Below are 20,544 nucleotides of genomic sequence, written 5' to 3'. Positions count from 1 at the left end.
CCCGGCTGAACCAGCTGCTCAAGGCAGCTGAAACCACCCGCGTTGCCTAGACCGCTTGACTTTGCCGGCCCGGGAAGGTGCCAAACTCACAGTTCGGCGGGTGGGGCAGCGGCCTCTAGGCCGTTTCGACCAGCTCGACGAGCAGCTCGGCCGCGGGCTCGGCGACCAGAACGAACTCGGGAGAGGCGGCCTCGAGGGCGGCCAGGATGTCGGCGGTGAGGTCGTCGGCGTGCTCGAGGCCGATCGAGATGCGCACGATTCCGGCCCCGGGCTTGGCGCTCGCCTCGACCGGTCGGTGGGTGAGCGAGGCCGGGTGCTGCACGAGGGAGTCGACCCCGCCAAGCGAGACGGCGTGGGTGATCAGGCGGCAGGCCTCGGTGAAACGCGCTGCCGCGTCGAACCCGCCCGCGAATTCGAGGGCGATCAGGGAGCCGGCGCCGGCGGTCTGCCGGCCAATCAGGCCCTGCGGGTCCTGGCCGGGCAGTCCGGGGTAGAGCACGCGCGTGAGGGCGGGGTGGCCGACGAGCGTGTTCGCCACCTCGGCTGCGGTCGCCTGCTGGGCTCGCACGCGCAGGGGCAGGGTGCGGAGGCCGCGGTGGAGCATGTAGGCGCCGAACGGGTGCAGGATGCCCCCGGTCACCGCGCGCACCTGGCGCAGGCGCACGATCCAATCCTGGGGGCCGGAGACCGTGCCGCCCATGACGTCGCCGTGGCCGCCGAGGTACTTCGTGGCGCTGTGCAGCACCAGCGTCGCGCCGCACTCGATCGGGCGCTGCAGCACGGGGGTCGCGAAGGTGTTGTCGACGAGCACCGGGACGTTGCCCGCGGCATCCGCGACGGCCCGGATGTCGGTGAGCTCGAGGGTCGGGTTCGCCGGCGACTCGAGGATGACCAGGCCGGTCTCGGGGCGGATGGCGGCCGCGACACCGGCAGCATCGACCCAGGTCACCGTGGTGCCGAGCAGCCCGGTGGCCAGGACGTGGTCCGTGCCGCCGTAGATGGGGCGCAGCGCGACGACGTGGTTCTTGCCGGCGGCAACGGAGGCGATCAGCACGGCGGCCAGGGCGGCCATGCCGGTGGCGAAGGCGACGGTGCCCTCGGTGCCTTCGAGAGCCGACAGGCCATCCTCGAAGCGTGCGACGCCGGGCTGCCAGAGCCGCTGGTACACCGCGGACTCGCCCTGAATGATGTCCCCGCCGGTGGCGAGGTTCTCGTAGGAGTCGCCTCCGGACTCGACCCCGGCAAGCGGGTTCGTGGTCGACAGGTCGATCACCGGAACGTGCGACCCTGACTCGGTGACACCCTCCATCCCGGCGTGGACGGCGATGGTTTCAATGTGTGACGACGATGGCAACATGCTCTGAGGAAAGCAGATGCTGTGTTCCAGCGCAAGAACACGTGGAGAGTCTTCTGAACGAGCCCCATTCATCGAATATGCTTTCCTGTGACGAAAGGCTGCACGCATGGATTCGAAGAAGGCCGACCTCGACCGGGTTGACCGCGCGCTGCTCCGCGCGCTGTCGGTGAATGCGCGCGCGTCGGGGGCGGCCCTGGCCGCCGAAATCGGCGTCGCGGAGTCGACCGTGTCGTTGCGGCTCCGCCGGCTCCAGCAGCTCGGCCACATCCGCGGTTACCGGGCCAACATCGACCTTGCGGCCCTCGGCGCCTCCCTCCAGGCGCTCATCTCCGTGCGACTGGCCAAGCACGCCCGCGGGCAGATCGACGAGTTCCGCAATGCGGCCCCGCACTGGCCCGGCGTGATCGGGATGTTCCACACGGCCGGGGCGGACGACTACCTTCTGCACGTGGCCGCCGCCGACGCGTCTCACCTGCGCGACTTCGTCCTCGAACACCTCGCCGAGCATCCTGCCGTCGCCCACACGGAGACCAACCTCATCTTCGAGTACGTGGACGGGGACGGCTGGCAGGATCTCGTCAAGTAGGTGACGGACGGCCCGCAGATTCGCTAGCGTCGTGGCGTGTCCACGACTGCGCCGCTGATCCGGATCGGCATCTCCGGCTGGCGCTACGCGCCCTGGCGCGGGGTCTTCTACCCGCCGCACCTGCCCCAGCGGCGGGAGCTCGAGTTCGCGGCGGAGCACCTCGACACCATCGAACTCAACGGGTCGTTCTATTCGCTGCAACGGCCGGAGAGCTACCTCCGCTGGCGGGACGAGACGCCGCCGGGCTTCGTGTTCTCGGTGAAGGGCCCGAGATACATCACGCACATGCTCCGCCTGCGGAACGCGCGGCTGGCCCTCGCCAACTTCTTCGCGTCCGGGCCGCTGGCCCTCGGCAGGAAACTGGGCCCTGTGCTCTGGCAACTGCCGGCCCGGCACACCTTTGACGCCGCCGAACTGGACGAGTTCCTGGCCCTGCTCCCGCACGCCACCGCCCGGGCCGCAGTCCTGGCCGGCGAGCACGACGAGCGGCTCGACGGGAGGGCGTTCACCCTGCCGGGAGAGGACCGGCCTCTTCGGCATGCGCTGGAAGTGCGCTCGGCGACGTTCGTCGACGAGCGGTGCTACGACATCCTGCGGCGCCATGGAGTCGCCCTCGTCGTGGCCGACGCGGCCGGGGACTGGCCGCGCTTTACCGAGGTAACGACCGACTTCGTTTATGTGCGGCTGCACGGGGCCGAGGAGCTCTACGCCTCGGGCTATACCGATGCGGCGCTCGACGACTGGGCCGCCCGGGTGCGCGGCTGGTCCGGCGGGGCATCCTGCCCGGATGGAGTTGGCCGCGACGTGTACGTCTACTTCGACAATGACGCGAAGGTTCGGGCCCCGTTCGACGCGATGTCCCTCCGTGATCGACTCCAGGATGAACCCTGAGGAGCGTCACCCCTGAACAATGGGCGCGTGGGCCCGGGAACGCCTGATTCCTGCGCTTGTCCTCCACAGGTCGGCCGTGCGATTTGTTGTACACAAAGGCCGGTCAGGGGTGGTTTCGGGCCGGAGGAATGTCGGTGGTTCGCCGTACCGTTTTCGTATGGAAACCATCAAAGGACCACCCGGTCGGGCACTCCCGGCCGGCCCGAACCCGGGCGTTGACCCGGGTGTCGCCACCGACCAGGGTCAGCCGCTGACAGCGGCCGCGGTCCACCTGGAGGAACTCGGCGCGCTCATCGATGCGGTCACCGCCATCGACCGGGCGATGGCGGTGCAGGCCGCGGCCCGGGTGGTCGCGATAGACGCGGCGCGGGTCTGCAGCGAGCGGGAGCTCGGCGGGAGTGCGTTCAGTCCGGCGTTGACTCGCCGGTCGCTGGTGGCCGAGCTGGCTTGCGCGTTGCGGATTCCGGAGTCGACCGCTTCGGGGCTGCTGGAGAGCAGCCGGGCCCTGGTCCACGACCTGCCGGACACCCTGGCGGCCCTGGCCGCGGGGCGGATCGGCTACCGGCAGGCGATCGTCCTCGTCAACGAAACCGCGGGACTTCCGGAGGCGGCGGCCCGGCAGCTGGAGCAGGAGGCGTTGCCGTCGGCCGGCCGGTTGACGGCGTCGCAGTTCGAGAGGAGGACCAGGAAGCTGCGGGAGAGGATCGATCCGGAGTCGATCACGGCCCGGCATGTGCGGAGCGTGGCCGACCGGGCGATACGGTTCGACCCGGCCCGCGACGGGATGGGCTGGCTGAGCGCCTACCTGCCGGCGTCGGACGCCCTCGGCATCTATGGCCAGGTGACGGACCGGGCGATCGCCCTGCAGGGGCCGGACGAGCCGCGCACGCTCACCCAGCTGCGGGCGGACGTGTTCCGCGACCTGCTCCTGCAGGCCGGCTGCGCGGGGACTGGTTGCACGCAGTCCGGTTGCACGCAGGCCGGTTGCACGGAGTCCGGTTGCACGGAGACCGTAGGGATGGCCGGCAGCCTGGGCGGGCTGCGGCCGAACCTGATCGTGACGGTCCCGATGCTCACCCTCCTCGGTGTCACAGAGGAGCCGGGCAACCTCGACGGGTACGGGCCGATCGATCCGGACACGGCCAGGGCTTTGGCGGCGAAGTGTCCGAGCGCGGTGCGGATCCTGACCCACCCGGAGACCGGTGCGGTGCTCTCGGTCGGCCGGGACCGGTATACGATCCCCGCCTCGCTCCGCACGATGCTTCAGGTGCGCGACGGCACCTGCCGGCACCCCGGCTGCAGCCGGGCGGCCAGCCGCTCGGACATCGACCACGGCCTCGACTGGGCATTCGGCGGACGAACCGACCACAACAACCTCGCCCACCTCTGCCCCGCCAGCCACGCCCTCAAACACGAGGCCGGCTGGAAAGTCAGCCAGGCCAAGGACGGAACCGGCACCCTCACCTGGACAACCCCGACCGGCCACACCTACGTGACCGAATCCGAAACCATCATCGGCACCGCCATCAGCGCCGAACTCCGACAGAAGGCCACGCGAACCGACGAAGGAAGTTCAGAGGAACAGCCCTCCTAACACGTCACCCTTCCGGCTCGCCGAACCGTGAGTTCGGACCCTTCCCACCGGAATGAACGTGCCGAACTCACGGTTCGGCGGGAGGCTCGGTACGACTTGGGCGTGCGGTCGTGCTCAAAACGAGTGCGGCGGGCGACCGCATGCCGGCCGTTAACGAGACAACGCCCCCACCGAGGTGGGGGCGTTGTCGAAGCTCAGATTGAGCAGTTGCGCAATTTAGAGGGCGCGGATGTTCTCGGCCTGGGGACCCTTGGGGCCCTGGGTTACCTCGAACTCGACCTTCTGGTTCTCGTCGAGCGACTTGTAGCCGTTCGAAGCGATCGCGGAGTAGTGCGCGAACACGTCGGCGCTTCCGTCGTCGGGAGCGATGAAGCCGAAGCCCTTTTCAGCGTTGAACCATTTCACGGTACCTGTTGCCATTTGAAACTCCTCCAGGAGTGTTTAGATCGAACCCGACTGTCGGGCCCGTTCGTCGCGGTATTCGTCGTCCGCTTCCTTAAGGAATAGCGCGCATCAACCGAGATCGATGCGATTTTAAGACGTGCAAGCACTACAACTACTGACACAACACTAGCCCACAATGCTGAGTTAGTGCCGTATTGGTCAAAAGAACCATGTCGAACCGTAATGATTGCCGGACGGACGGTCCCGCCGGGGGCCTATTCGGCCGTGACGAAATCGATCAGTTGCTCGACTCGTCCGAGCAACTGGGGTTCCAAATCGGCGAAGGACCGCACCCGGCCGAGAATGCGCTGCCAGGCGCGGGCGATGTCGGCCTGGTCCTCGTGCGGCCAGCCGAGCGCCGCGCAGATGCCGTGCTTCCACTCGACCGAGCGAGGCACCTGGGGCCAGGCGGCCAGGCCGAGACGTTCGGGTTTGACCGACTGCCAGACGTCAACGTACGGATGCCCGACCACGAGAACGTTGCGGCCGTGCGGTCCCCTGGCCACCGCCTCCGCAATGCGGCTCTCCTTGGACCCGGGCACGAGGTGGTCGACCAGCACGCCCACCCGGCGGCCGACGCCCGGACGGAACTCGGACAGGAGTTCTTCGAGATTGTCCACGCCTTCGATGTATTCGACGACGACGCCCTCGATGCGAAGGTCGGCGCCCCAGACCTTTTCGACGAGTTCGGCGTCGTGGCGTCCTTCGACGAAGATGCGACTGGCCCGAGCAATGCGGGCGGGCGCGTCCTTCACCGCCATGGAGCCGGACGCTGTGCGGGCCCGGGTCGCGGGCGCCTTTGCCGCCGGGACGACCAGCACCACCGGCTTGCCGTCGATCAGAAACCCGGCGCCGAGGGGGAACAGACGGAGTTTGCCGTGCCGGTCCTCGAGGGTGACGATCTTCTTCTCGACGCGAATCACGGCACCGCAGAACCCGGTCGTGGCCTCCTCGACCACCAGGTCGCGGACGGCTTCCCGGGTGGGGATCACCGTGCGACCGACGTCGCGCCAGCCGGGGGAGAGCACGTCGGCGCCGTATCGTTCGTTCATCATCCGATCGACGTTAGCCGAGATTGGACTCGATCTCCGGAGGCGGGCGGGTGGCACGCGCTGCGGTCCGAGGGCCACAGGTCAGGCCCTCTCCGGCATCGTCGGCTGTCGCCGGCCCGCGATAGCCTGTCGGTATGTGTGGTCGATTTGTCATCACCGATACGGCGGAGGACCTCGCCGCCATGTTCGACGTCGAGCACGTGGGGGAAGGTATCCCCGACCCCTCGTGGAACGTCAAACCCACGGAGCAGATACCGATCGTGCTCGAGTCGGTGAAAGACGGCCCCGTCGTGCGCCGCCTCGAATCCGCCCGCTGGTCACTCGTCCCGTCGTTCTCGAAGCAGCTCACGTCCGGCTACCCCACCTTCAACGCCCGGGCGGAAGAAGCCGCGGAGAAAGCCTCGTACAAGAATTCGGTGGCGTCGAAGCGGGCCCTCATTCCCGCCGCGGGCTACTACGAGTGGCACACGGCGGGCAAGGTCAAGACTCCCTATTTCGTACACTCCGACGACGGCCTGCCCCTGGCCCTCGCGGGCCTCTATTCCTGGTGGCGGAATCCCGCGCTGCCTGGCGACGACCCTGCGCGCTGGGTCCTCACCGCTACGATCCTCACCTCGGACGCGCAGGGCGCCCTGGCCGAAATCCACGACCGCACTCCGGTTGTGCTCCCGGAGGAGTGGTGGGACCAGTGGCTCGACCCGCACACCGCAGGAGACCAGAGTCTGGTCGACGCCGCAGTGGCGGCGTCGCGACCGCCGGCTGCCGGGCTGCGCTTCTATGAGGTCGCCCCGCTGGCCGGCGCTGCCAACGGGCCCGAGCTCACCGAACCGGTGGGCAGCGAGCATGTGGCCGGCGCGTCCGGAGACCCACGCGGATGAGCGAACAGCCGGCGGCGCAGGCCGACGACCGCAGGGAGACGTCCGACGAGCGTCTCGACCGCAACTGGGATTCGCTGTTGCAGGAGTTGCGCGTCACTCAAACGGGCACGCAAATCCTCAGCGGATTCCTGCTGGCCGTCGCCTTCCAGCCGCGATTCACGGAGCTCGACGGCTACCAGATCGCGGTGTACCTGGCGCTGGTCTCTGTCGCGGCGATCACGACCGCCGTCGGCCTCGGCCCGGTCAGTCTCCACCGCATCCTCTTCCGGCGCCACGCGATGGCCCAGGTCGTGAGGATCGGCAACGTCCTGGTGCGCATCACGCTGGCCGGGGTGGCGATCGTGTTGACGGGGACGACCCTGCTCATTTTCGATGTCGTGCTGGGGCGCGCGGCCGGGCTGGCCGCGGCCGCCGCCGTCCTCGCGCTCACCCTCTTGATTTGGCTCATTGTGCCGCGTTCGGTTCGGCCCGACGGCCCCTGACCCGGTACGCTCAAATCATCGGCCCGGCGAGACTGGCGGGCACCGCATCGAAAGGACCACCCATGCATGTCGTCGCCTTCATCGTCGCGATGGCCGTCTTCGTCCTCGGTCTCTGGCTGTTCGGGCTCGCCTTCGCGGTCACCGCCTTCCAGGCGCCGATCTTCTTCGCCGGAATCCTCGCGGTCGCAATTGCGCTGTGGATTCCGACCCGGGTCATCCGCAACTAGGGCCACACCTCGCCTGCTGTCGACGGGCGGCTAGAGTCCCGCGACCAGATTGATCAGGGTCGCCAGGATGATCGTGCCGAAGAGGTACGAGAGGAGCGCGTGGCGCAGCGCCGCCATGCGTATCGCGTGTGTCTGCAGGGTCGTGTCCGACACCTGGAACGTCATCCCGAGGGTGAACGCGAGGTAAGCGAAGTCCCCGTAGTTCGGCGCTTGGGCCTGGTTGAAATCCACGCCCCCATCGGGTCCGCGGTAGTACATGGACGCGTACCGCAGGGTGAAGAGAGTGTGGATCAGCGCCCACGACAGGGCCACGCTCATGACCGCGAGCATCGCAATGGTGATCCGCTCCGAGGCCCGCGCCTCGATCAGCAGTGACACGGGTGCACCGAGACTGGCGAGGCTGGCGATCACCACGAGCAGGTCGGAAATCGCGCGCCCCGGGTCCTCGCGTGTCGCGTGGCTGGCCGTCGTCGACGCATCCATCCGCCACACCGTGAACCAGACCCAGAGAAGGTAAGTGACGCAGGCGGACGCCCACCCCACGATGACGGCCGGTACCCATTCGCCGCGCATTCCCGTGATGAGGCCCGCTGCGATGCCGACGAGGAGCATGGCCGCGAAACGCGTCGTCGAGTGGTGGATCTTGACGGGTCCGGGGAGACCCCCGGGTCCGTTTCGGAGTTCACTCATGAGGCGATCCTACGGTTCCGTCGTCGCCGCACGCGGCGGTGACGGCCGAGATCAGCCCGCGGTCGCCGACGATGCGGAAGTGGCCGGACGCGGCCAGGGCGACGTTCGTGGCCCCGGGCAGGCTGCAGCCGTCAGGGATGTGTGGATCGAACGCCCCGTAGACGGACGTGATCCGGGCGTTTACGAACTGCTCATCGACGAGCAGGCGCACCATCGGGTCGGTCGGCGACAGTGCGCGCAGGCTGGGGAGCACGGTGTATTTCGCCAGCGACGACCCGGAGAACGGCGTCGCGATCGCGACCATCCGGTCGATCCGATCCCGGCTTCCGGCGGACATCATCAGATACTTGCCGATCAGGCCGCCCTTGCTGTGGGCGACGAGAATCACCCCGTGCAGGTCTTCCCTGGCGAGGTACTCCCCGGCGATCCGTGCGGCGTCCGCAACCGGCCGCCGGTTGCGCCCCAGTGCCTGGATCGCGTGCACGGGGTGGCCGCCCTCGTGCAGCGCGTCCGCCACCGGGCGCAGGAACTGCCACGCCTCATAGATGCCGGGAAGCAGCACGATCGGGGCGGAATCGCCGGAGCGGTACCGTGCGAGGGTGGCCCGCGACCGGCCGGCATCCAGCTGCCGGATGCCGATGTAGGCGTAGTCGAGCGCCCAGAACGCCGCCTTGGCCAGGATGTTCACTGCTCCGGCTCCGACGCGGTTCCGGGAACCCCGATCCGCGCGTGCGAGACGATGGCCGCCGCCACCGCCTGGGGGGCCGCATACTGTACGACATGGGAGGCGCCCGGCACGTCGAGCCTGCTCGCGCCGGGAATCGCGGCGACCAGCCGAGCCGCCCAGTCCGCGGGCGTGACCGGGTCCTGCGAGCCGCGAATGACGAGCGTGGGCGCCGTCAGGAGGCGAACGCGCTCCTCCAACCGGTACGACAGCATCGCCGGCAGCGCAGAGAAATACCGTCGAGGTCCGCAGCGCAGATAATCCACGGCAACGATCCAGTTCGCCGACGGCGGCTCGGTGAATACGTCCCGGACCAGGCGCAGGGCCTGCCCCAACCCCGTGGGCGCCGCCGGGTCGACGACGGGCGCGATGAGCACGAGGCTGGAGGAGAGCGATGGATCCTGCAGCGTGGCCTCAGCGACCACCTGCGTTCCCATTGAATGTCCGACGAGCACGGGATCAATGATGCCCCAGGCCTCCGCGAAGGCCCGCAGCAGCGCGGCGAAGTCGGGAATGTCCAGGGGGGCGGACGGTGACGGCGACGCTCCGAACCCCGGCAGATCGACCGCATACACGATGCCGTGCGGCGCGAGCCTCCGGGACAGCCTGGCGAAGTACCGCGACGATGCCCCGATGCCGTGCACGAGCACGAACGCGCGGCCCTGACCATCCGGCAGCATGCGACCGTACTGCCGCACGAGCATGGTCAGCTCCCCGTGGTCGAACCGGCGAAGAATGAAGTCGATCATTCCGCCGAGCCTAGAGCTCCGCCGGGCCGGATGTCAGCCTGGATGGGTATCGTAAGGACATACTTCGCTCGCCACCATTTCCGAAAGAGACCGCCCAGGATGCCTGATAGCCCGGCCGCGGCCACACCGTACGAGATTCTCGGGGTCAGCCCCACCGCCAGCCAGGACGAACTGCGGCGGGCGTATCGCCGGCTGCTGCGACACACCCACCCCGATGTGGGCGGCAGCGCGGAACGATTCCATGCCGTGCAGATCGCCTGGGAACGGGTCGGTAATCCGCAGAGCCGGGCCGACTACGACCGACACCGGTATTCGGAGGGCGAGCCGTCGCCTGCCTCTTCGTTCTACGCCGCACCGGCCGCGCAGAGCCGCCCGTCACAGACCGGCGGCGTGCGCGCGCGGATGTACGGACACCCCGGCGGGCAGTCCAGGCAGCTTTTCCTCTCCCTCATTCGCGAATGGGCAGGGCGGGGAACGACCGTGGACGACCCGTACGACCCGGGATTGGTCCGAACGGCCCCCCGGGAGATCCGGCACCGGCTGGCCAAGGCCATCGCCGAGGAAGCCACCGCGCAGCTCGTCTCCGGCCTCGGCATCGGCTTCACGGCCTGGCACGACGTCGACCCGGGGGACCAGGGGCTAAAGCTCGACCACGTCGTCCTGGGCCCGGCCGGCCTGTTCGCCATCCTGTCGGAGGACTGGGGCGCACCGGTGCAGCTCAGGCGCGGCGAGCTCATCGGCGACGCCATCGCGCCGGGGGAATCCCCGATCCAGGACCTCGAGGTCGGAGCCCGCACGCTGGCGCGCTCCCTCAAGGTGAAGTTCACGGCCCTCGTCATCGTGGTGCCCGATGGCGGCATCGCCGAACCGCTGGCCGTGCCGAGGCGCGGCCGGCGCCCGAGCGTGGTCACGGTTCCCCGGTCACGTCTGGTCGGCCTCCTGCGTGAGGGGCTTCCCGGGATGGAGCGGGGGAGCTTCGAGAAGGTCTTCGAGCTGCGGAGCCGACTTCAGAACGGCATCCGCTTCGTCGAGGACTGACCGGCGGATCAGCCCGCCCGGAGCCCGAGTTTGTCGACCCAGTAGTCGAGGAAACTGGCGCCGGCCTCGTCATGGATCTGCTCGCCCATGACGATGACGGGGTAGGGCCGGTCGGGGATACCGTCGGCCGGCCGCACGTCCACATGCGAGACGTCGTACCCGGCGGCATGCAGGTGATCCGCCATCAGGTAGTCGCTGCGGGAGTCGCCGACCGAACGCCACAGGTGGGGGAGCGGACCGCCCTCGGCGAAGAATGCGAGCGCTCGCTCGGCGGCGTTGTCCTTGTCCAGGAGCACCGACTCGATATCCGTCGAGATGATCGTCGGGTCGATTCGGAAGGGAATCTGCCCCGAGGCGTCCGGTGCCTCGCGGTCTCCGAGCCGAACCCCCACCCCGCGCGAGGCGAGCAGCGCGAACGCCGCCTCGTTGAACGAATCCTGGGCGGCCAGGTACGCCGCGTGGGCGACATCCGTGCGCTGCTCCACCGAGACCATGGCCTGTTTGGTCTCATCGAAGAACATGGTGTCGGCGTATGAATCGGCAACGAGCCGCCGCAGTGCGGCGACGGCGGCCTCGGGCAGTGCGACGCTAGCGTCCACCACGACCTCGCCCATCCCGGCCGCAGAAATGGGGAACCACACGGCGCCCTTCTCACAGACGCCGTACATCCGGAATTCGTTCGGCAGGCCGGCTCCGACCAGCGGCGTGACGACCTCGTCGCGGATGAAGGCGGCCGAACGCCCGGTGATGAAGGCGATCGGGACATTGGCGCCGGCCAGCAGAATCAGGTCGGTCAGGATGCTCGGAGTCGCGATCGACCGGGTGACCGGGCTCGCGATCGGACCATCGACGTCAAGCAGGAGCCCCAGCGGGGAAACGGTGTCTCGCATGCCTCATTGTCCCACCCAGGCGCGGGACGATCCGTCAGTTCGGGATGACCGACACGCTCCCGTTCGTGGTCTCCGCAACGATCCTGTGCTCGGAATCGCGGTCACCCGGCACGGAGTTCGTGTTGGTCGACCCGTTGGTCGTCCGGGCCGTAATGGAGTAGCGCACGCCGCGCACAGGAACCCGTACCGTGACCGATCCGTTGGTGCTTCTCGCGACGACCTCGTCGGGCGGCTCGAGGAAGCCCAGGTCGACGCTGGCGTTCGTTGTGCCTGCGCTGACCTCCGCCGAGGTCGCCTCCCGCACGCGAATGGCCCCGTTGGTGCTGCGCAGGTCGATCCTGGATTCCGTGCCGGTCGCTTCGATGCGCCCGTTCGTCGTGTGCAGGCTGAGTTCGCCGGTGAGCCCGGATGTCGTGATCGCGCCGTTCTCGCCCGCCGCGGTCAGCGGCAGCGAGGCCGGCAGCGTCACGGTGACCTCGAGCTGACAGAAGTTGAACCATTGGCGCGGGCAGCCGCCGCCGATGGTGGTCACCCCGCCGGACGTGCTCGCCTCCAGGGTGGGAGCCGCGCCCAGGTAGGTGCCGCGCATCGTGACGTGAACGTCATCGTCGTCGCTGGCACCCAGGATCAGCGCGGCATTCGGAATCTCCACGGAGACGCTCCGGCCGGCGGCGAGGTCTTCCGCCTGGTCGACCGGCCCCCCACGGAAGTTCAACGCGAACAGCAGGCCGACGATGGTCGCCACCGCCACCAGCGACAGGCCGACGATCAGGATGACCGTGTTGGCGGTGGGACCCGAGCCCTTCCCTGCGGAAGGCTGCCCGGCGACTGGCTCGCTCATCTGGACCCTCTCGCCTCACCCTCTCATCTCAACGGTCCGGTGTCTTGACGTCCATGGGGCGCGGCGCCGACCGGATGCGCTCCGGCCCGGGGGGTGTGTCCTGCCGGTCAGAGTACCCGCCTCGGAGCTGTTCCGTCAGGGCCCGTGCGCTGGCCGGCCGGCGCGAGCGCCGAGCCTGCCGCCCGCTCCGGGTGGTCGGCGACGAGCGCAGCGTCTATCGTTGAGTCAGATGATTACGAGACGCGAAGCGGCCCTCCGGCTGGATATCCCGCTGGAAATGGCGCACCGGCACGGCATTCCCGCTCGGCTCTCCGAGGCGGAGCTCGCCGAGATGGAGGCGAACCCGCCGGCCTGGCTCGCCCAGTCGCGGGCGAACCGAACCGGGAAGAAGCCGGTCTGGGTCGAGTTGCGCTGCGACGTCTGCGGGTTCACGGAGGCCGCCCGGCCGAAGAAGTGGTGGCCGGACTTCACCTATGTCAGTTGCGACGACCACGGCTACGACGAGTTGCCCGCACCGGCGGCGGGCCTCAGGCGGCGCGAGTACGACGGCGTCGGCAGCCGCTTCGTCGGAATCCTCGACGAGGCCCCGGCTCAAGGGTGAGCCGCCCGCGCCTCACCGTCCGCGCGATACCCGGAGTGAAGGAATATCCTGAAACATGATGTCCTCCGTTGATGCGTTGAAGTCTGCACCCCCTCGTTCGCTGACCGACGAGGAGGTCCGCGAAATCCGCCGTGACTTCCCCATCCTCGGGCAGCTGGTCAACGGCAGGCCCCTCACCTACCTCGACTCGGGTGCCACCTCGCAGAACCCGGCCAGCGTGCTGGATGCCGAGCGGGAGTTCTACGAGCAGCACAATTCCGCCGTGCACCGTGGCGCCCACACGCTCGCGTTCAGGGCGACCGAAGCCTTCGAGGCGGCGAGGGCGACCGTTGCCGACTTCATCGGGGCGCAGCCCGACGAGGTCGTGTGGACCTCGAACGCCACGGAGGCCATCAACCTCGTCGCCTACTCGTTCTCGAACGCATCCCTCGGGCTCGGGGGAGAGGCGGCCGCACGCTTCCGGTTAGGTGCCGGCGACGAGATCGTCGTCACCGAGATGGAGCACCACGCGAACCTCATCCCGTGGCAGCAGCTGGCGCTGCGCACGGGTGCGACGCTGCGGTTCATCCCGGTCACGGATGACGGCACCCTCGACCTCGACGCCGCCGCGACCATCATCGGGGCCCGCACGCGCCTGCTCGCCTTCACCCATGCCTCCAACGTGGTGGGCGTCGTCAACCCGGTCGCCGATCTGGTGGCCCTCGCCCGTTCGGTCGGGGCCCTCGTTCTCATCGACGCCTGCCAGTCGGTGCCGCACCTGCCCGTGGACGTCGCCGCACTCGATGTGGACTTCGCGGTGTTCTCCGGTCACAAGATGCTCGGTCCCACCGGCATCGGCGTCCTGTTCGGCCGTGCCGAGCTGCTGGCCGACATGCCCCCGTTCCTCACCGGCGGATCGATGATCACCACCGTCGACATGCGGGGAGCCGAGTTCCTTGCGCCGCCCCAGCGCTTCGAGGCCGGCACGCAACGCGTCTCGCAGGCGATCGCGCTGGCCGCCGCGGTCGACTACCTCTCCGCCGTCGGGATGAGCCGGATCGAGGCCAGGGAGGCGGAACTCGGGCAGCGGCTCCTGGCCGGGCTCACCGATATACCGGGTGTGCGGGTGCTCGGACCCGCGGTCGGGGTCGAGCGCATCGGCCTGGCCAGCATTGACGTCGCCGGCGTGCACGCGCACGATGTCGGCCAGTTCCTCGACGAAGCCGGCATCGCGGTCCGCATCGGCCACCACTGCGCCCAGCCCCTGCACCGGCGCCTGGGCGTGACGGCGTCGACCAGGGCCAGCACCTACCTGTACACGACCACCGATGAGGTGGACCACTTCCTGGCCACCCTGCGCGAGGTCGCCCCCTTCTTTGGAGTGAGCCGATGACGTCCAGCGACCTGCAGCAGCTCTACCAGCAGATCATCCTCGACCATGCGAAGGCCAGGCACGGTTTCTCCGCCGAACCGTTCGCCGACCTCGTCGCGCGCGAGGCCGACGGCCCCAGCACCGCCGAGTCCCACCAGGTCAACACGACCTGCGGCGACGAGGTGACCGTCCGCGTGACGGTCGGCGCGGCCTCCGCCGGCGACGCTCGGCCGGGGACCGAGCGGATTGAGGACCTCGCCTGGCGCGGTGAGGGGTGCTCCATTTCGATGGCATCCGCTTCCGTGCTGAGCGACACCGTCCGAGGTCTCCCGGCCGGCGAGGCCACCGCGCTGCTTGGCGCGTTCCGGGACATGCTGCGGTCGCGCGGCACCACCGCGCCCGACGAGGAGCAGCTCGGGGATGCCGCCGCCTTCGCCGGGGTCTCCCGCTACCCGGCCCGGGTCAAGTGCGCCATGCTCGCGTGGGTGGCGTTCGAAGAGGCGCTGGCGCGCGCGGCGGCCCGCTAGGCTCCGCCCGTTCAGAGGCCGCCCGTTCAGAGGCCGCCCGGCGTCGACCCGGCGCGCGCGGCCGGTTCGGCCAGGTCGTCGTGGTGTATCCGGTCGCCCAGCCGGCCGAGCGGCTCACCGCCGCCGCCCCAGTGCCGGGCGATGATCTCGGCAGCGATGGACACGGCGGTCTCTTCGGGGGTGCGTGAGCCCAGGTCGAGTCCGATCGGGCTGTGCAGGCGCGCCAGGTCGGACTCTCCGACCCCGGCCTCGCGCAAGCGCCTCAGCCGGTCGTCGTGGGTGCGCCTGGATCCCATCGCCCCGATGTAGGCGACCTGCGGGGCGCCCAGGGCCACCTGGAGCAGGGGCACGTCGAATTTTGGATCGTGGGTGAGCACGCAGATCACGGCCCGTTCGTCGACCAGCCCGGCGGCGAGTTGCTCCGCCAGGTACCGGTGCGGCCACGCCACGATCACCTCGTCTGCGTCCGGGAACCTGGCCGGTGTCGCGAATAGGGCCCGAGCGTCGCAGACGGTGACCCGGTAGCCGAGGAACGCGGCCAGCCGGGTGAGCGCGGCGGCGAAGTCGATGGCCCCGAAGACGAACATCCGCGGGCGGGGCGCGAAACTGTTGACGAAGACCCGCATCCCCTCTCCCCGCCGTTCCCCGTCCGGCCCGTAGATCAGGACGCTGTTCCGGCCGGCGGCCAGCAACCCCTGGGCGTCCTCGCTGATGGCGCGGTCGGCTCGCTCAGAACCGACACTGCCGTCGAACCCGTGCGGCCGGACCACGAGATGGCGCCCGGTCCAGCCGCCGTCAAGGTGGTCGATGACGGTCGCGACGCCGACCGGCCGGGAGTTCTCGATGTCATCCCGAACCGCGTCCAGCTCTTCGAACGTCTTCCGGGAGACCGGTTCGACGAATACGTCCAGGATGCCGCCGCAGGTCAGTCCGACCGAGAAGGCGTCGTCGTCGCTGATCCCGTAGCGCACGAGCACGGGTGTGCCGTCGGCGACGACCTGGCCGGCCAGCTCGTAGACCGCACCCTCGACGCACCCGCCGGAGACGGAGCCGACGACGTCGCCGTCGGGCGTGACGAGCATGGACGCCCCCGCCGGCCGCGGCGCGGACTCGAACGTTCGCACGACCGTGGCGAGGCCGGCCGTTCCGCCCTTCCTCCACCCGGCGACGAGGGGACCGAGAACCTCACGCATCCGAGTCGCACCCGGGGAGCGCGATCATCATCGCCCGGACTTTCGCGACCCGTGTCGGCCGATCCGGTAGGCGATGAAGGCGACCGCGGCGAGCAGGCCGAGGAGCTTCGGCGGGCTGCTGAGCTGGTCGGTGATCATGCCCTTGGCGAAGGCGAACGCGTCCAGGCTCGTGTCCGGCGCCGGTGCAGCCTTCGGTCGCGCCGGGCCGCCGGGGGCCGCACCGGCGGCTGCGGGACGCTCTTCGGTCGCCGGTGTCGACGCGCCTGCGGCGGGTGCCCCACCCACCGGCGCCGCAATCATGGCCTGAAGGTTCTCGGCGAACAGGGCCATCATCTGGTCCGTGACGCTTCCGATGACGCCCCTGCCCATCGCGGCGACCTTGCCGGACAGGGCAATGTCCCCGGTGACGGTGCCGCGCGTGGTGTCTCCGTCCTGGACGAGCACGAGGCTCCCGGTTCCCTGGGCGGTTCCCTGGCCGCGGGCCTCCTGCGCCTTCCCTTCGAACACGGCACGGTGGTTTGCGACGTCGCGCTCGAGCACGTTCAGCAGGCCCTTGTACTGCATGGACACGGGTCCCAGCTTGACCTTCATGCCGACCTGGTACGCGTCCTCGGACAGCTTGTTCAGGATCTGAGCCCCCGGCACACAGCCGGCGACCCGTTCAAAGTCCATGATTGTCGCCCATACCTCGTCGATCGGTGCGACGACGGAAAAAGTGCTCTCTAGTTCCATGATGGTGTCCTCTTCTTGTCAGGTGTTGTCGCTGGTCGTGTGTTGCCGTCTGCCCGGCATCGCCGGGCGGTCGTTCCGGATCGCCGCGGCCACCTCGGCCAGGGCCGCGAAGCTGTGCCCGCTGACGAAGGAGTCGATGTACGGCATCGCGGCGGCCATGCCGCCCGCCAGCGGCTGGTAGCCGGCGGCCACCTTCCGCGGGTTGACCCAGACGATGCGGTGGGCGAGGCGCCGGAGGCGGGCCATCTGGGCGCCGACCTGCTCCGGGGCATCCTGTGCCCAGCCGTCGGAGATGACCACGACGACCGCGCCCCGCGCGAGGCCGCGGCGGCCGTGCTCGTCGATGAACCGGCGGATGCTTTCCGCGAGGCGGGTGCCGCCCGCCCAGTCCGAGGCACTCCCGGCGGCGCGCGCGAGCGCCTGGTCCGGGTCGCGGGTGGCCAGCTGCCGGGTGAGCCTGGTCAGCCGGGTGGAGAAGACGAACGCCTCCGCCTGCGCGCCGGCGACCGATCCCTGCAGCAGGGACAGGAAGACCCTCGTGTACGGCTCCATCGAGCCGGACACGTCGCACAGCAGGACCAGCCGGCGGAGGCGCGGGCGGCGGCGTGAGTAGACGAGCCGGATGGAGTCGCCCCCGGAACGTTCGGCGGCGCGCACGGTGCGTCGAAGGTCCAGGCGCTCGGTGGCCCGCGCCGACCGACGCGTGCGCCGACTGCGGCGTTCGGGCGTGGACAACACGATCCGGCGCACGAGCTGTCGGATCTGGGCGATCTCGTCTTGGGAGAGATCGGCGAAGGATGTCTCGTGCAGGCGTTCCTCGGCGGAGGCCACCAGCAGCAGGGCCTCCCGTTCCGGACCCGACTGGTCGGCCTGGCCCTCCGGCCCGGGCAGCGCCGCGGACGGCCGCGGGCTCACGTCCGTCTCCGCGGCGCCGGTCGGCCGGTTGTCGGGTGCCGTCGGGCGGGTCCGCGGCTCTGAGCCGATCGCCGGGGGAGCGTTGGTGTCACCGCGGCTGTCGGCCGGGTCGAGGAAGCCGCCGAACACGGCGTCGAACACCGCGTCGAACACGGGCACCTGTTCACTCGAGGAGACGAGCACGACCCTGCTGGTCCAGTAGAGGCGCTCCCGGGCATCCGGGGGCACGAGCCGGAACGCGTCGGCGAGCCGCGCCGCGCGGTCGGGGGAGGTGGGCAGTCCGGCCCGGCGGAGCGCCGTCATGAAACCCACTGCCAGCGCGGCCGCCTCCACGCTCGTCGGGGTGATCGAGCGCCCGGGCTCAGCCATGGTCGCCTCCGACGACCCAGGCCGACCCGCGGCTGCCGGCGAGGTCGAGGTCGTCGCGGTTCTTGAGGACTGATCCCCAGGTCTGGTCGACGGTGCGGGCGTCGAGCCGGTCCACGCCGAGCACGGTGAGCGCGGACACCCAGTCGATGGCCTCGGCTATGCCGGGGGGTTTGACCATGTCCAGGGTGCGCAGCCGGGTGATGGCCGACGCGGCGTCGATCGCGATCCGCTCGGCGCTCCGCGGCACTCGGCGACGAACGATCTCGGCGATCCGTTCGGGGCCGGGGTAGTCGATCCAGTGGTACAGGCAACGGCGGGTGAGGGCGTCGTGCAGGTCCCGGGTGCGGTTGGAGGTGAGGATGACGATGGGCGGATGGGAGGCCTGCACCGTGCCGAGTTCGGGGATCGTGACCGCGGCCTCGGCCAGAAGCTCGAAGGTGAACGCCTCGAACTCGGCGTCGGCGCGGTCGATCTCGTCGAGCAGCAGGACGGCAGGGCGCGGCCCGGGGTGCTCGATCGCCTGCAGCAGGGGGCGGCGCAGCAGGTAGTTCGATCCGAACAGGTCGGTTTCGTCGATGTCGACGTTCCGGGCCTCGGCCAGCCGGATCCCCAGCAGCTGGCGGGGGTAGTTCCATTCGTAGAGCGCCTCGCCCGCGTCGATGCCCTCGTAGCATTGCAGGCGGTACAGAGGAGTGTCCAGCACTCGGGCCAGGGCCTTGGCCGCCTCCGTCTTTCCCACGCCCGGCTCGCCCTCGAGCAGGATGGGCTGCGGCAACCGCACCGCGAGGAACAGCGCGGTCGCGAGGCCGACGTCGGCCAGGTAGTCCTCGGCGTTCAGGGAATCCAGCAGGGTGGCGACGTCGGGCACCAGACGCTGCATCGCCTCATCCACGCCCGGGCGCGCCGGGCGACTCATCCGAGCTCCTGCACGTCGGCGAGCGCACGCTCGTAGTCGGCTTCGGTGTCGATGTCCAGGGGAATCGGTCCGCGTATCCGGACTTCGGTGACATCGTCCGCACGCTGCTCGAGGAGCTTCCAGATCGCCTTGTCCCCGTGCAGGGCGGCGAGGCCCGGCAGGATGGTGCGGTCGAAGGCGAACGGATGCCCGATGCCGTCGTCGTAGCGGCAGACCGCGATGGGGGACCGGCCGCGTCCCTCCAGCAGGTGCCGCACCGTCTCCGGGCGCACCTCCGGCTGATCCCCGAGCAGCAGCACCAGGACGCCGGTGTCGGGGTGCAGGGCCGGAATGGCCGCGGCGATCGAGGAGGAGCATCCGGCCGGGTAGTCGGGGTTGTCGACGAGATCGCAGCCCCGGGTGTCAACCGTGTGCCGGACGGCGTCGCCCGCCCCGCCGAGGGCCAGCACGATCTGGTCGAGACCGCTCGCCCGTGCCGTGGCGAGGACGGCGTCGAGGATGACCCCGCCGCGGTAGGGGAGCAGCTGCTTCGGCCGGCCGAACCGGAGCGACGCCCCGGCGGCCAGGACGAGTCCGGCGGTGCGGACATCAGGGGGCGACGGCATACGCCTCCGGATCGGCCAGGAATGCCCTGCGACAGCCCTCCGAGCAGAAGTAGACCGTGTCGCCGGCGTAGTCGGCGTGCAGGCTCGCCTCCACCGCGACCACGGTCATCCCGCAGACGGGGTCGATCGCCGCACTGACCGCGACCGAGGGTGCGGTCTCCGGCGGCCGGTCCTGGGCGCGTTCGGAAATCAGCTGGGCGAGGATCGAGAGCGCGATCTCGCCCGGCGTGCGGGCACCGAGACGCAGACCGGCCGGGCTGTACACCCGGGAACGCTGCTCCTCGTCGACGTCGAGGGAGGCGAGCACGGCGGCGCCGCGGGTCGCGCTGGCCACGAGTGCCACATAGGGGACGCCGGCGCGGAGGGCAGCCGTCAGGGCGGGTTCTTCGTCCCGGCCGTGCGAGGCGACGATGAGGGCCGCGTCGTCGGGGCGCGGTTCCGCCGAACCCCCGTCTGCGAGCTCCATGTGCAGGCCCACCCCGGCCCCCAGCTGGGCCAGGGCCGCAGCGACGGGTGTCGATCCGACCACCAGCACCCGGGGCGCCGGGATCCATGGCTCGAGGAAGATCTCGATGGCGCCCCCGCTCAGGCACGGGTTGGAGACTTCGACCGCGCCTTCCTCTCGCAGCCGTGACGGCTCGCCGGGAACGACCCGCAGGAGGATCGGCTCCTGGGTGGACAGGGTCATCAGAGCGTACTCCCGCACCGACGCCTCCACGCAGTTGCCTCCGACAAACCCGTCGATCTGCCCACTCGCATGGATCAGGGCGGTATCGCCGGCGTGCGCGCTGGTCGGATGCTGGGCTCGCACCACCGTGGCGCGAACAAACGGCTCCCGGCGACCGGCGAGCTCCTGCGCCCTCTCCGTGAGGGTTGCCCCCAGCGCCGCCAT

Annotated in this window: 24 protein-coding genes; 10 read left to right on the top strand and 14 right to left on the bottom strand. The window is 69.8% G+C overall.

Translation table 11 applies throughout. The features are described 5' to 3' along the window. Window positions 1–115: 115 nt before the first annotated feature. Window positions 116–1,357 (bottom strand): PLP-dependent aspartate aminotransferase family protein, encoded by a 1,242-nt coding sequence (locus tag E3T33_RS02105; RefSeq protein ID WP_134574628.1) that lies wholly within the window; start codon window positions 1,355–1,357, stop codon window positions 116–118. A 106-nt stretch (window positions 1,358–1,463) separates the two neighbouring features. Between E3T33_RS02105 and E3T33_RS02100 the strand changes: the two genes are divergently transcribed. From E3T33_RS02100 to E3T33_RS02090, 3 genes are all read left to right on the top strand, one after another. Beyond that, window positions 1,464–1,943, top strand: a complete 480-nt coding sequence (locus E3T33_RS02100; protein ID WP_092321939.1) for an Lrp/AsnC family transcriptional regulator — start codon at window positions 1,464–1,466, stop codon at window positions 1,941–1,943. Between the two features lie 36 nt (window positions 1,944–1,979). Next, the gene (locus E3T33_RS02095; protein ID WP_134574627.1) at window positions 1,980–2,834 is read left to right on the top strand and encodes a DUF72 domain-containing protein; all 855 of its coding nucleotides are present in this window, start codon (window positions 1,980–1,982) and stop codon (window positions 2,832–2,834) included. Between the two features lie 157 nt (window positions 2,835–2,991). Next, window positions 2,992–4,428: an HNH endonuclease signature motif containing protein gene (locus E3T33_RS02090; protein ID WP_134574626.1), complete on the top strand. Its 1,437-nt coding sequence runs from the start codon at window positions 2,992–2,994 to the stop codon at window positions 4,426–4,428. A 216-nt stretch (window positions 4,429–4,644) separates the two neighbouring features. Here the strand turns inward: E3T33_RS02090 and E3T33_RS02085 are convergent, their stop codons facing one another. Together E3T33_RS02085 and E3T33_RS02080 are read right to left on the bottom strand one after the other, a co-directional pair. Beyond that, complete coding sequence (locus E3T33_RS02085) at window positions 4,645–4,848, bottom strand: cold-shock protein (protein ID WP_035840308.1); 204 nt, start codon at window positions 4,846–4,848, stop codon at window positions 4,645–4,647. 239 nt (window positions 4,849–5,087) lie between these two features. Further along, window positions 5,088–5,924, bottom strand: a complete 837-nt coding sequence (locus tag E3T33_RS02080; protein WP_092322116.1) for a DUF3097 domain-containing protein — start codon at window positions 5,922–5,924, stop codon at window positions 5,088–5,090. 134 nt (window positions 5,925–6,058) lie between these two features. Here E3T33_RS02080 and E3T33_RS02075 point away from each other — a divergent pair, with 134 nt between their 5' ends. The 3 genes from E3T33_RS02075 (at window position 6,059) to E3T33_RS15130 (ending at window position 7,511) form a co-directional block, all read left to right on the top strand. Next, complete coding sequence (locus tag E3T33_RS02075) at window positions 6,059–6,802, top strand: SOS response-associated peptidase (protein WP_092321935.1); 744 nt, start codon at window positions 6,059–6,061, stop codon at window positions 6,800–6,802. After that, window positions 6,799–7,284 (top strand): DUF6328 family protein, encoded by a 486-nt coding sequence (locus E3T33_RS02070; protein WP_092321934.1) that lies wholly within the window; start codon window positions 6,799–6,801, stop codon window positions 7,282–7,284. The genes E3T33_RS02075 and E3T33_RS02070 overlap by 4 nt, the downstream gene beginning before the upstream one ends. 62 nt (window positions 7,285–7,346) lie before the next feature. Next, window positions 7,347–7,511 carry a hypothetical protein gene (locus E3T33_RS15130; protein ID WP_166784368.1) on the top strand — a complete coding sequence of 55 codons (165 nt, stop codon included), beginning with the start codon at window positions 7,347–7,349 and terminating at the stop codon, window positions 7,509–7,511. A gap of 30 nt (window positions 7,512–7,541) precedes the next feature. Here E3T33_RS15130 and E3T33_RS02065 read toward each other — a convergent pair whose 3' ends face one another. From E3T33_RS02065 to E3T33_RS02055, 3 genes are read right to left on the bottom strand one after another with little or no spacing between them, the layout of a single operon-like run. Next, window positions 7,542–8,201, bottom strand: coding sequence for a DUF1345 domain-containing protein (locus tag E3T33_RS02065; RefSeq protein WP_092321932.1), 660 nt, complete (start codon window positions 8,199–8,201; stop codon window positions 7,542–7,544). Beyond that, on the bottom strand, window positions 8,194–8,889 hold the full coding sequence (locus E3T33_RS02060) for a hypothetical protein (protein WP_092321931.1): 696 nt from the start codon (window positions 8,887–8,889) through the stop codon (window positions 8,194–8,196). Before E3T33_RS02060 ends, E3T33_RS02065 begins: the two co-directional genes overlap by 8 nt. Beyond that, window positions 8,886–9,674: an alpha/beta hydrolase gene (locus E3T33_RS02055; RefSeq protein WP_092321929.1), complete on the bottom strand. Its 789-nt coding sequence runs from the start codon at window positions 9,672–9,674 to the stop codon at window positions 8,886–8,888. The genes E3T33_RS02060 and E3T33_RS02055 overlap by 4 nt, the downstream gene beginning before the upstream one ends. Window positions 9,675–9,773: 99 nt before the next feature. On the opposite strand from E3T33_RS02055, the gene E3T33_RS02050 reads away from it, so the two are divergent. Next, window positions 9,774–10,712, top strand: a complete 939-nt coding sequence (locus E3T33_RS02050; protein ID WP_092321928.1) for a DnaJ domain-containing protein — start codon at window positions 9,774–9,776, stop codon at window positions 10,710–10,712. A gap of 8 nt (window positions 10,713–10,720) precedes the next feature. Here the strand turns inward: E3T33_RS02050 and E3T33_RS02045 are convergent, their stop codons facing one another. Together E3T33_RS02045 and E3T33_RS02040 are read right to left on the bottom strand one after the other, a co-directional pair. After that, the gene (locus E3T33_RS02045) at window positions 10,721–11,602 is read right to left on the bottom strand and encodes a hypothetical protein (RefSeq protein WP_092321926.1); all 882 of its coding nucleotides are present in this window, start codon (window positions 11,600–11,602) and stop codon (window positions 10,721–10,723) included. 34 nt (window positions 11,603–11,636) lie between these two features. Beyond that, window positions 11,637–12,443, bottom strand: coding sequence for a DUF4097 family beta strand repeat-containing protein (locus E3T33_RS02040; RefSeq protein WP_092321925.1), 807 nt, complete (start codon window positions 12,441–12,443; stop codon window positions 11,637–11,639). A gap of 229 nt (window positions 12,444–12,672) precedes the next feature. Between E3T33_RS02040 and E3T33_RS02035 the strand changes: the two genes are divergently transcribed. Genes E3T33_RS02035 through sufU form a run of 3 tightly spaced genes read left to right on the top strand, consistent with a single transcriptional unit; the run spans window position 12,673 to window position 14,922 of the window. Next, window positions 12,673–13,044 carry a hypothetical protein gene (locus E3T33_RS02035; protein WP_134574625.1) on the top strand — a complete coding sequence of 124 codons (372 nt, stop codon included), beginning with the start codon at window positions 12,673–12,675 and terminating at the stop codon, window positions 13,042–13,044. A 58-nt stretch (window positions 13,045–13,102) separates the two neighbouring features. Then, entirely contained in the window at window positions 13,103–14,416 is a 1,314-nt protein-coding gene (locus E3T33_RS02030; RefSeq protein WP_092322115.1) for a cysteine desulfurase, read from the top strand. Beyond that, complete coding sequence (gene sufU, locus E3T33_RS02025; protein ID WP_092321922.1) at window positions 14,413–14,922, top strand: Fe-S cluster assembly sulfur transfer protein SufU; 510 nt, start codon at window positions 14,413–14,415, stop codon at window positions 14,920–14,922. Before E3T33_RS02030 ends, sufU begins: the two co-directional genes overlap by 4 nt. Before the next feature lie 26 nt (window positions 14,923–14,948). Here sufU and E3T33_RS02020 read toward each other — a convergent pair whose 3' ends face one another. The 6 genes from E3T33_RS02020 to E3T33_RS01995 are packed head-to-tail and all read right to left on the bottom strand — an operon-like array spanning window position 14,949 to window position 20,544. Next, complete coding sequence (locus E3T33_RS02020) at window positions 14,949–16,115, bottom strand: XdhC/CoxI family protein (RefSeq protein WP_092321920.1); 1,167 nt, start codon at window positions 16,113–16,115, stop codon at window positions 14,949–14,951. A 27-nt stretch (window positions 16,116–16,142) separates the two neighbouring features. Next, complete coding sequence (locus E3T33_RS02015) at window positions 16,143–16,847, bottom strand: SRPBCC family protein (protein WP_092321919.1); 705 nt, start codon at window positions 16,845–16,847, stop codon at window positions 16,143–16,145. Between the two features lie 18 nt (window positions 16,848–16,865). Then, window positions 16,866–18,131: a VWA domain-containing protein gene (locus E3T33_RS02010; RefSeq protein ID WP_092321917.1), complete on the bottom strand. Its 1,266-nt coding sequence runs from the start codon at window positions 18,129–18,131 to the stop codon at window positions 16,866–16,868. Beyond that, the gene (locus E3T33_RS02005) at window positions 18,124–19,047 is read right to left on the bottom strand and encodes a MoxR family ATPase (protein ID WP_092321915.1); all 924 of its coding nucleotides are present in this window, start codon (window positions 19,045–19,047) and stop codon (window positions 18,124–18,126) included. The genes E3T33_RS02010 and E3T33_RS02005 overlap by 8 nt, the downstream gene beginning before the upstream one ends. Beyond that, window positions 19,044–19,652 (bottom strand): nucleotidyltransferase family protein, encoded by a 609-nt coding sequence (locus tag E3T33_RS02000; protein WP_092321913.1) that lies wholly within the window; start codon window positions 19,650–19,652, stop codon window positions 19,044–19,046. The genes E3T33_RS02005 and E3T33_RS02000 overlap by 4 nt, the downstream gene beginning before the upstream one ends. After that, window positions 19,636–20,544, bottom strand: a complete 909-nt coding sequence (locus E3T33_RS01995; RefSeq protein ID WP_134574624.1) for an XdhC family protein — start codon at window positions 20,542–20,544, stop codon at window positions 19,636–19,638. The genes E3T33_RS02000 and E3T33_RS01995 overlap by 17 nt, the downstream gene beginning before the upstream one ends.

This window comes from Cryobacterium sp. TMT1-2-1 (genome assembly GCF_004403955.1).
GTDB lineage: Bacteria > Actinomycetota > Actinomycetes > Actinomycetales > Microbacteriaceae > Cryobacterium > Cryobacterium psychrotolerans.
The sequence above is the reverse complement of the archived record's forward strand: the minus strand, read 5'-3'. Positions and strand labels throughout refer to the sequence as shown.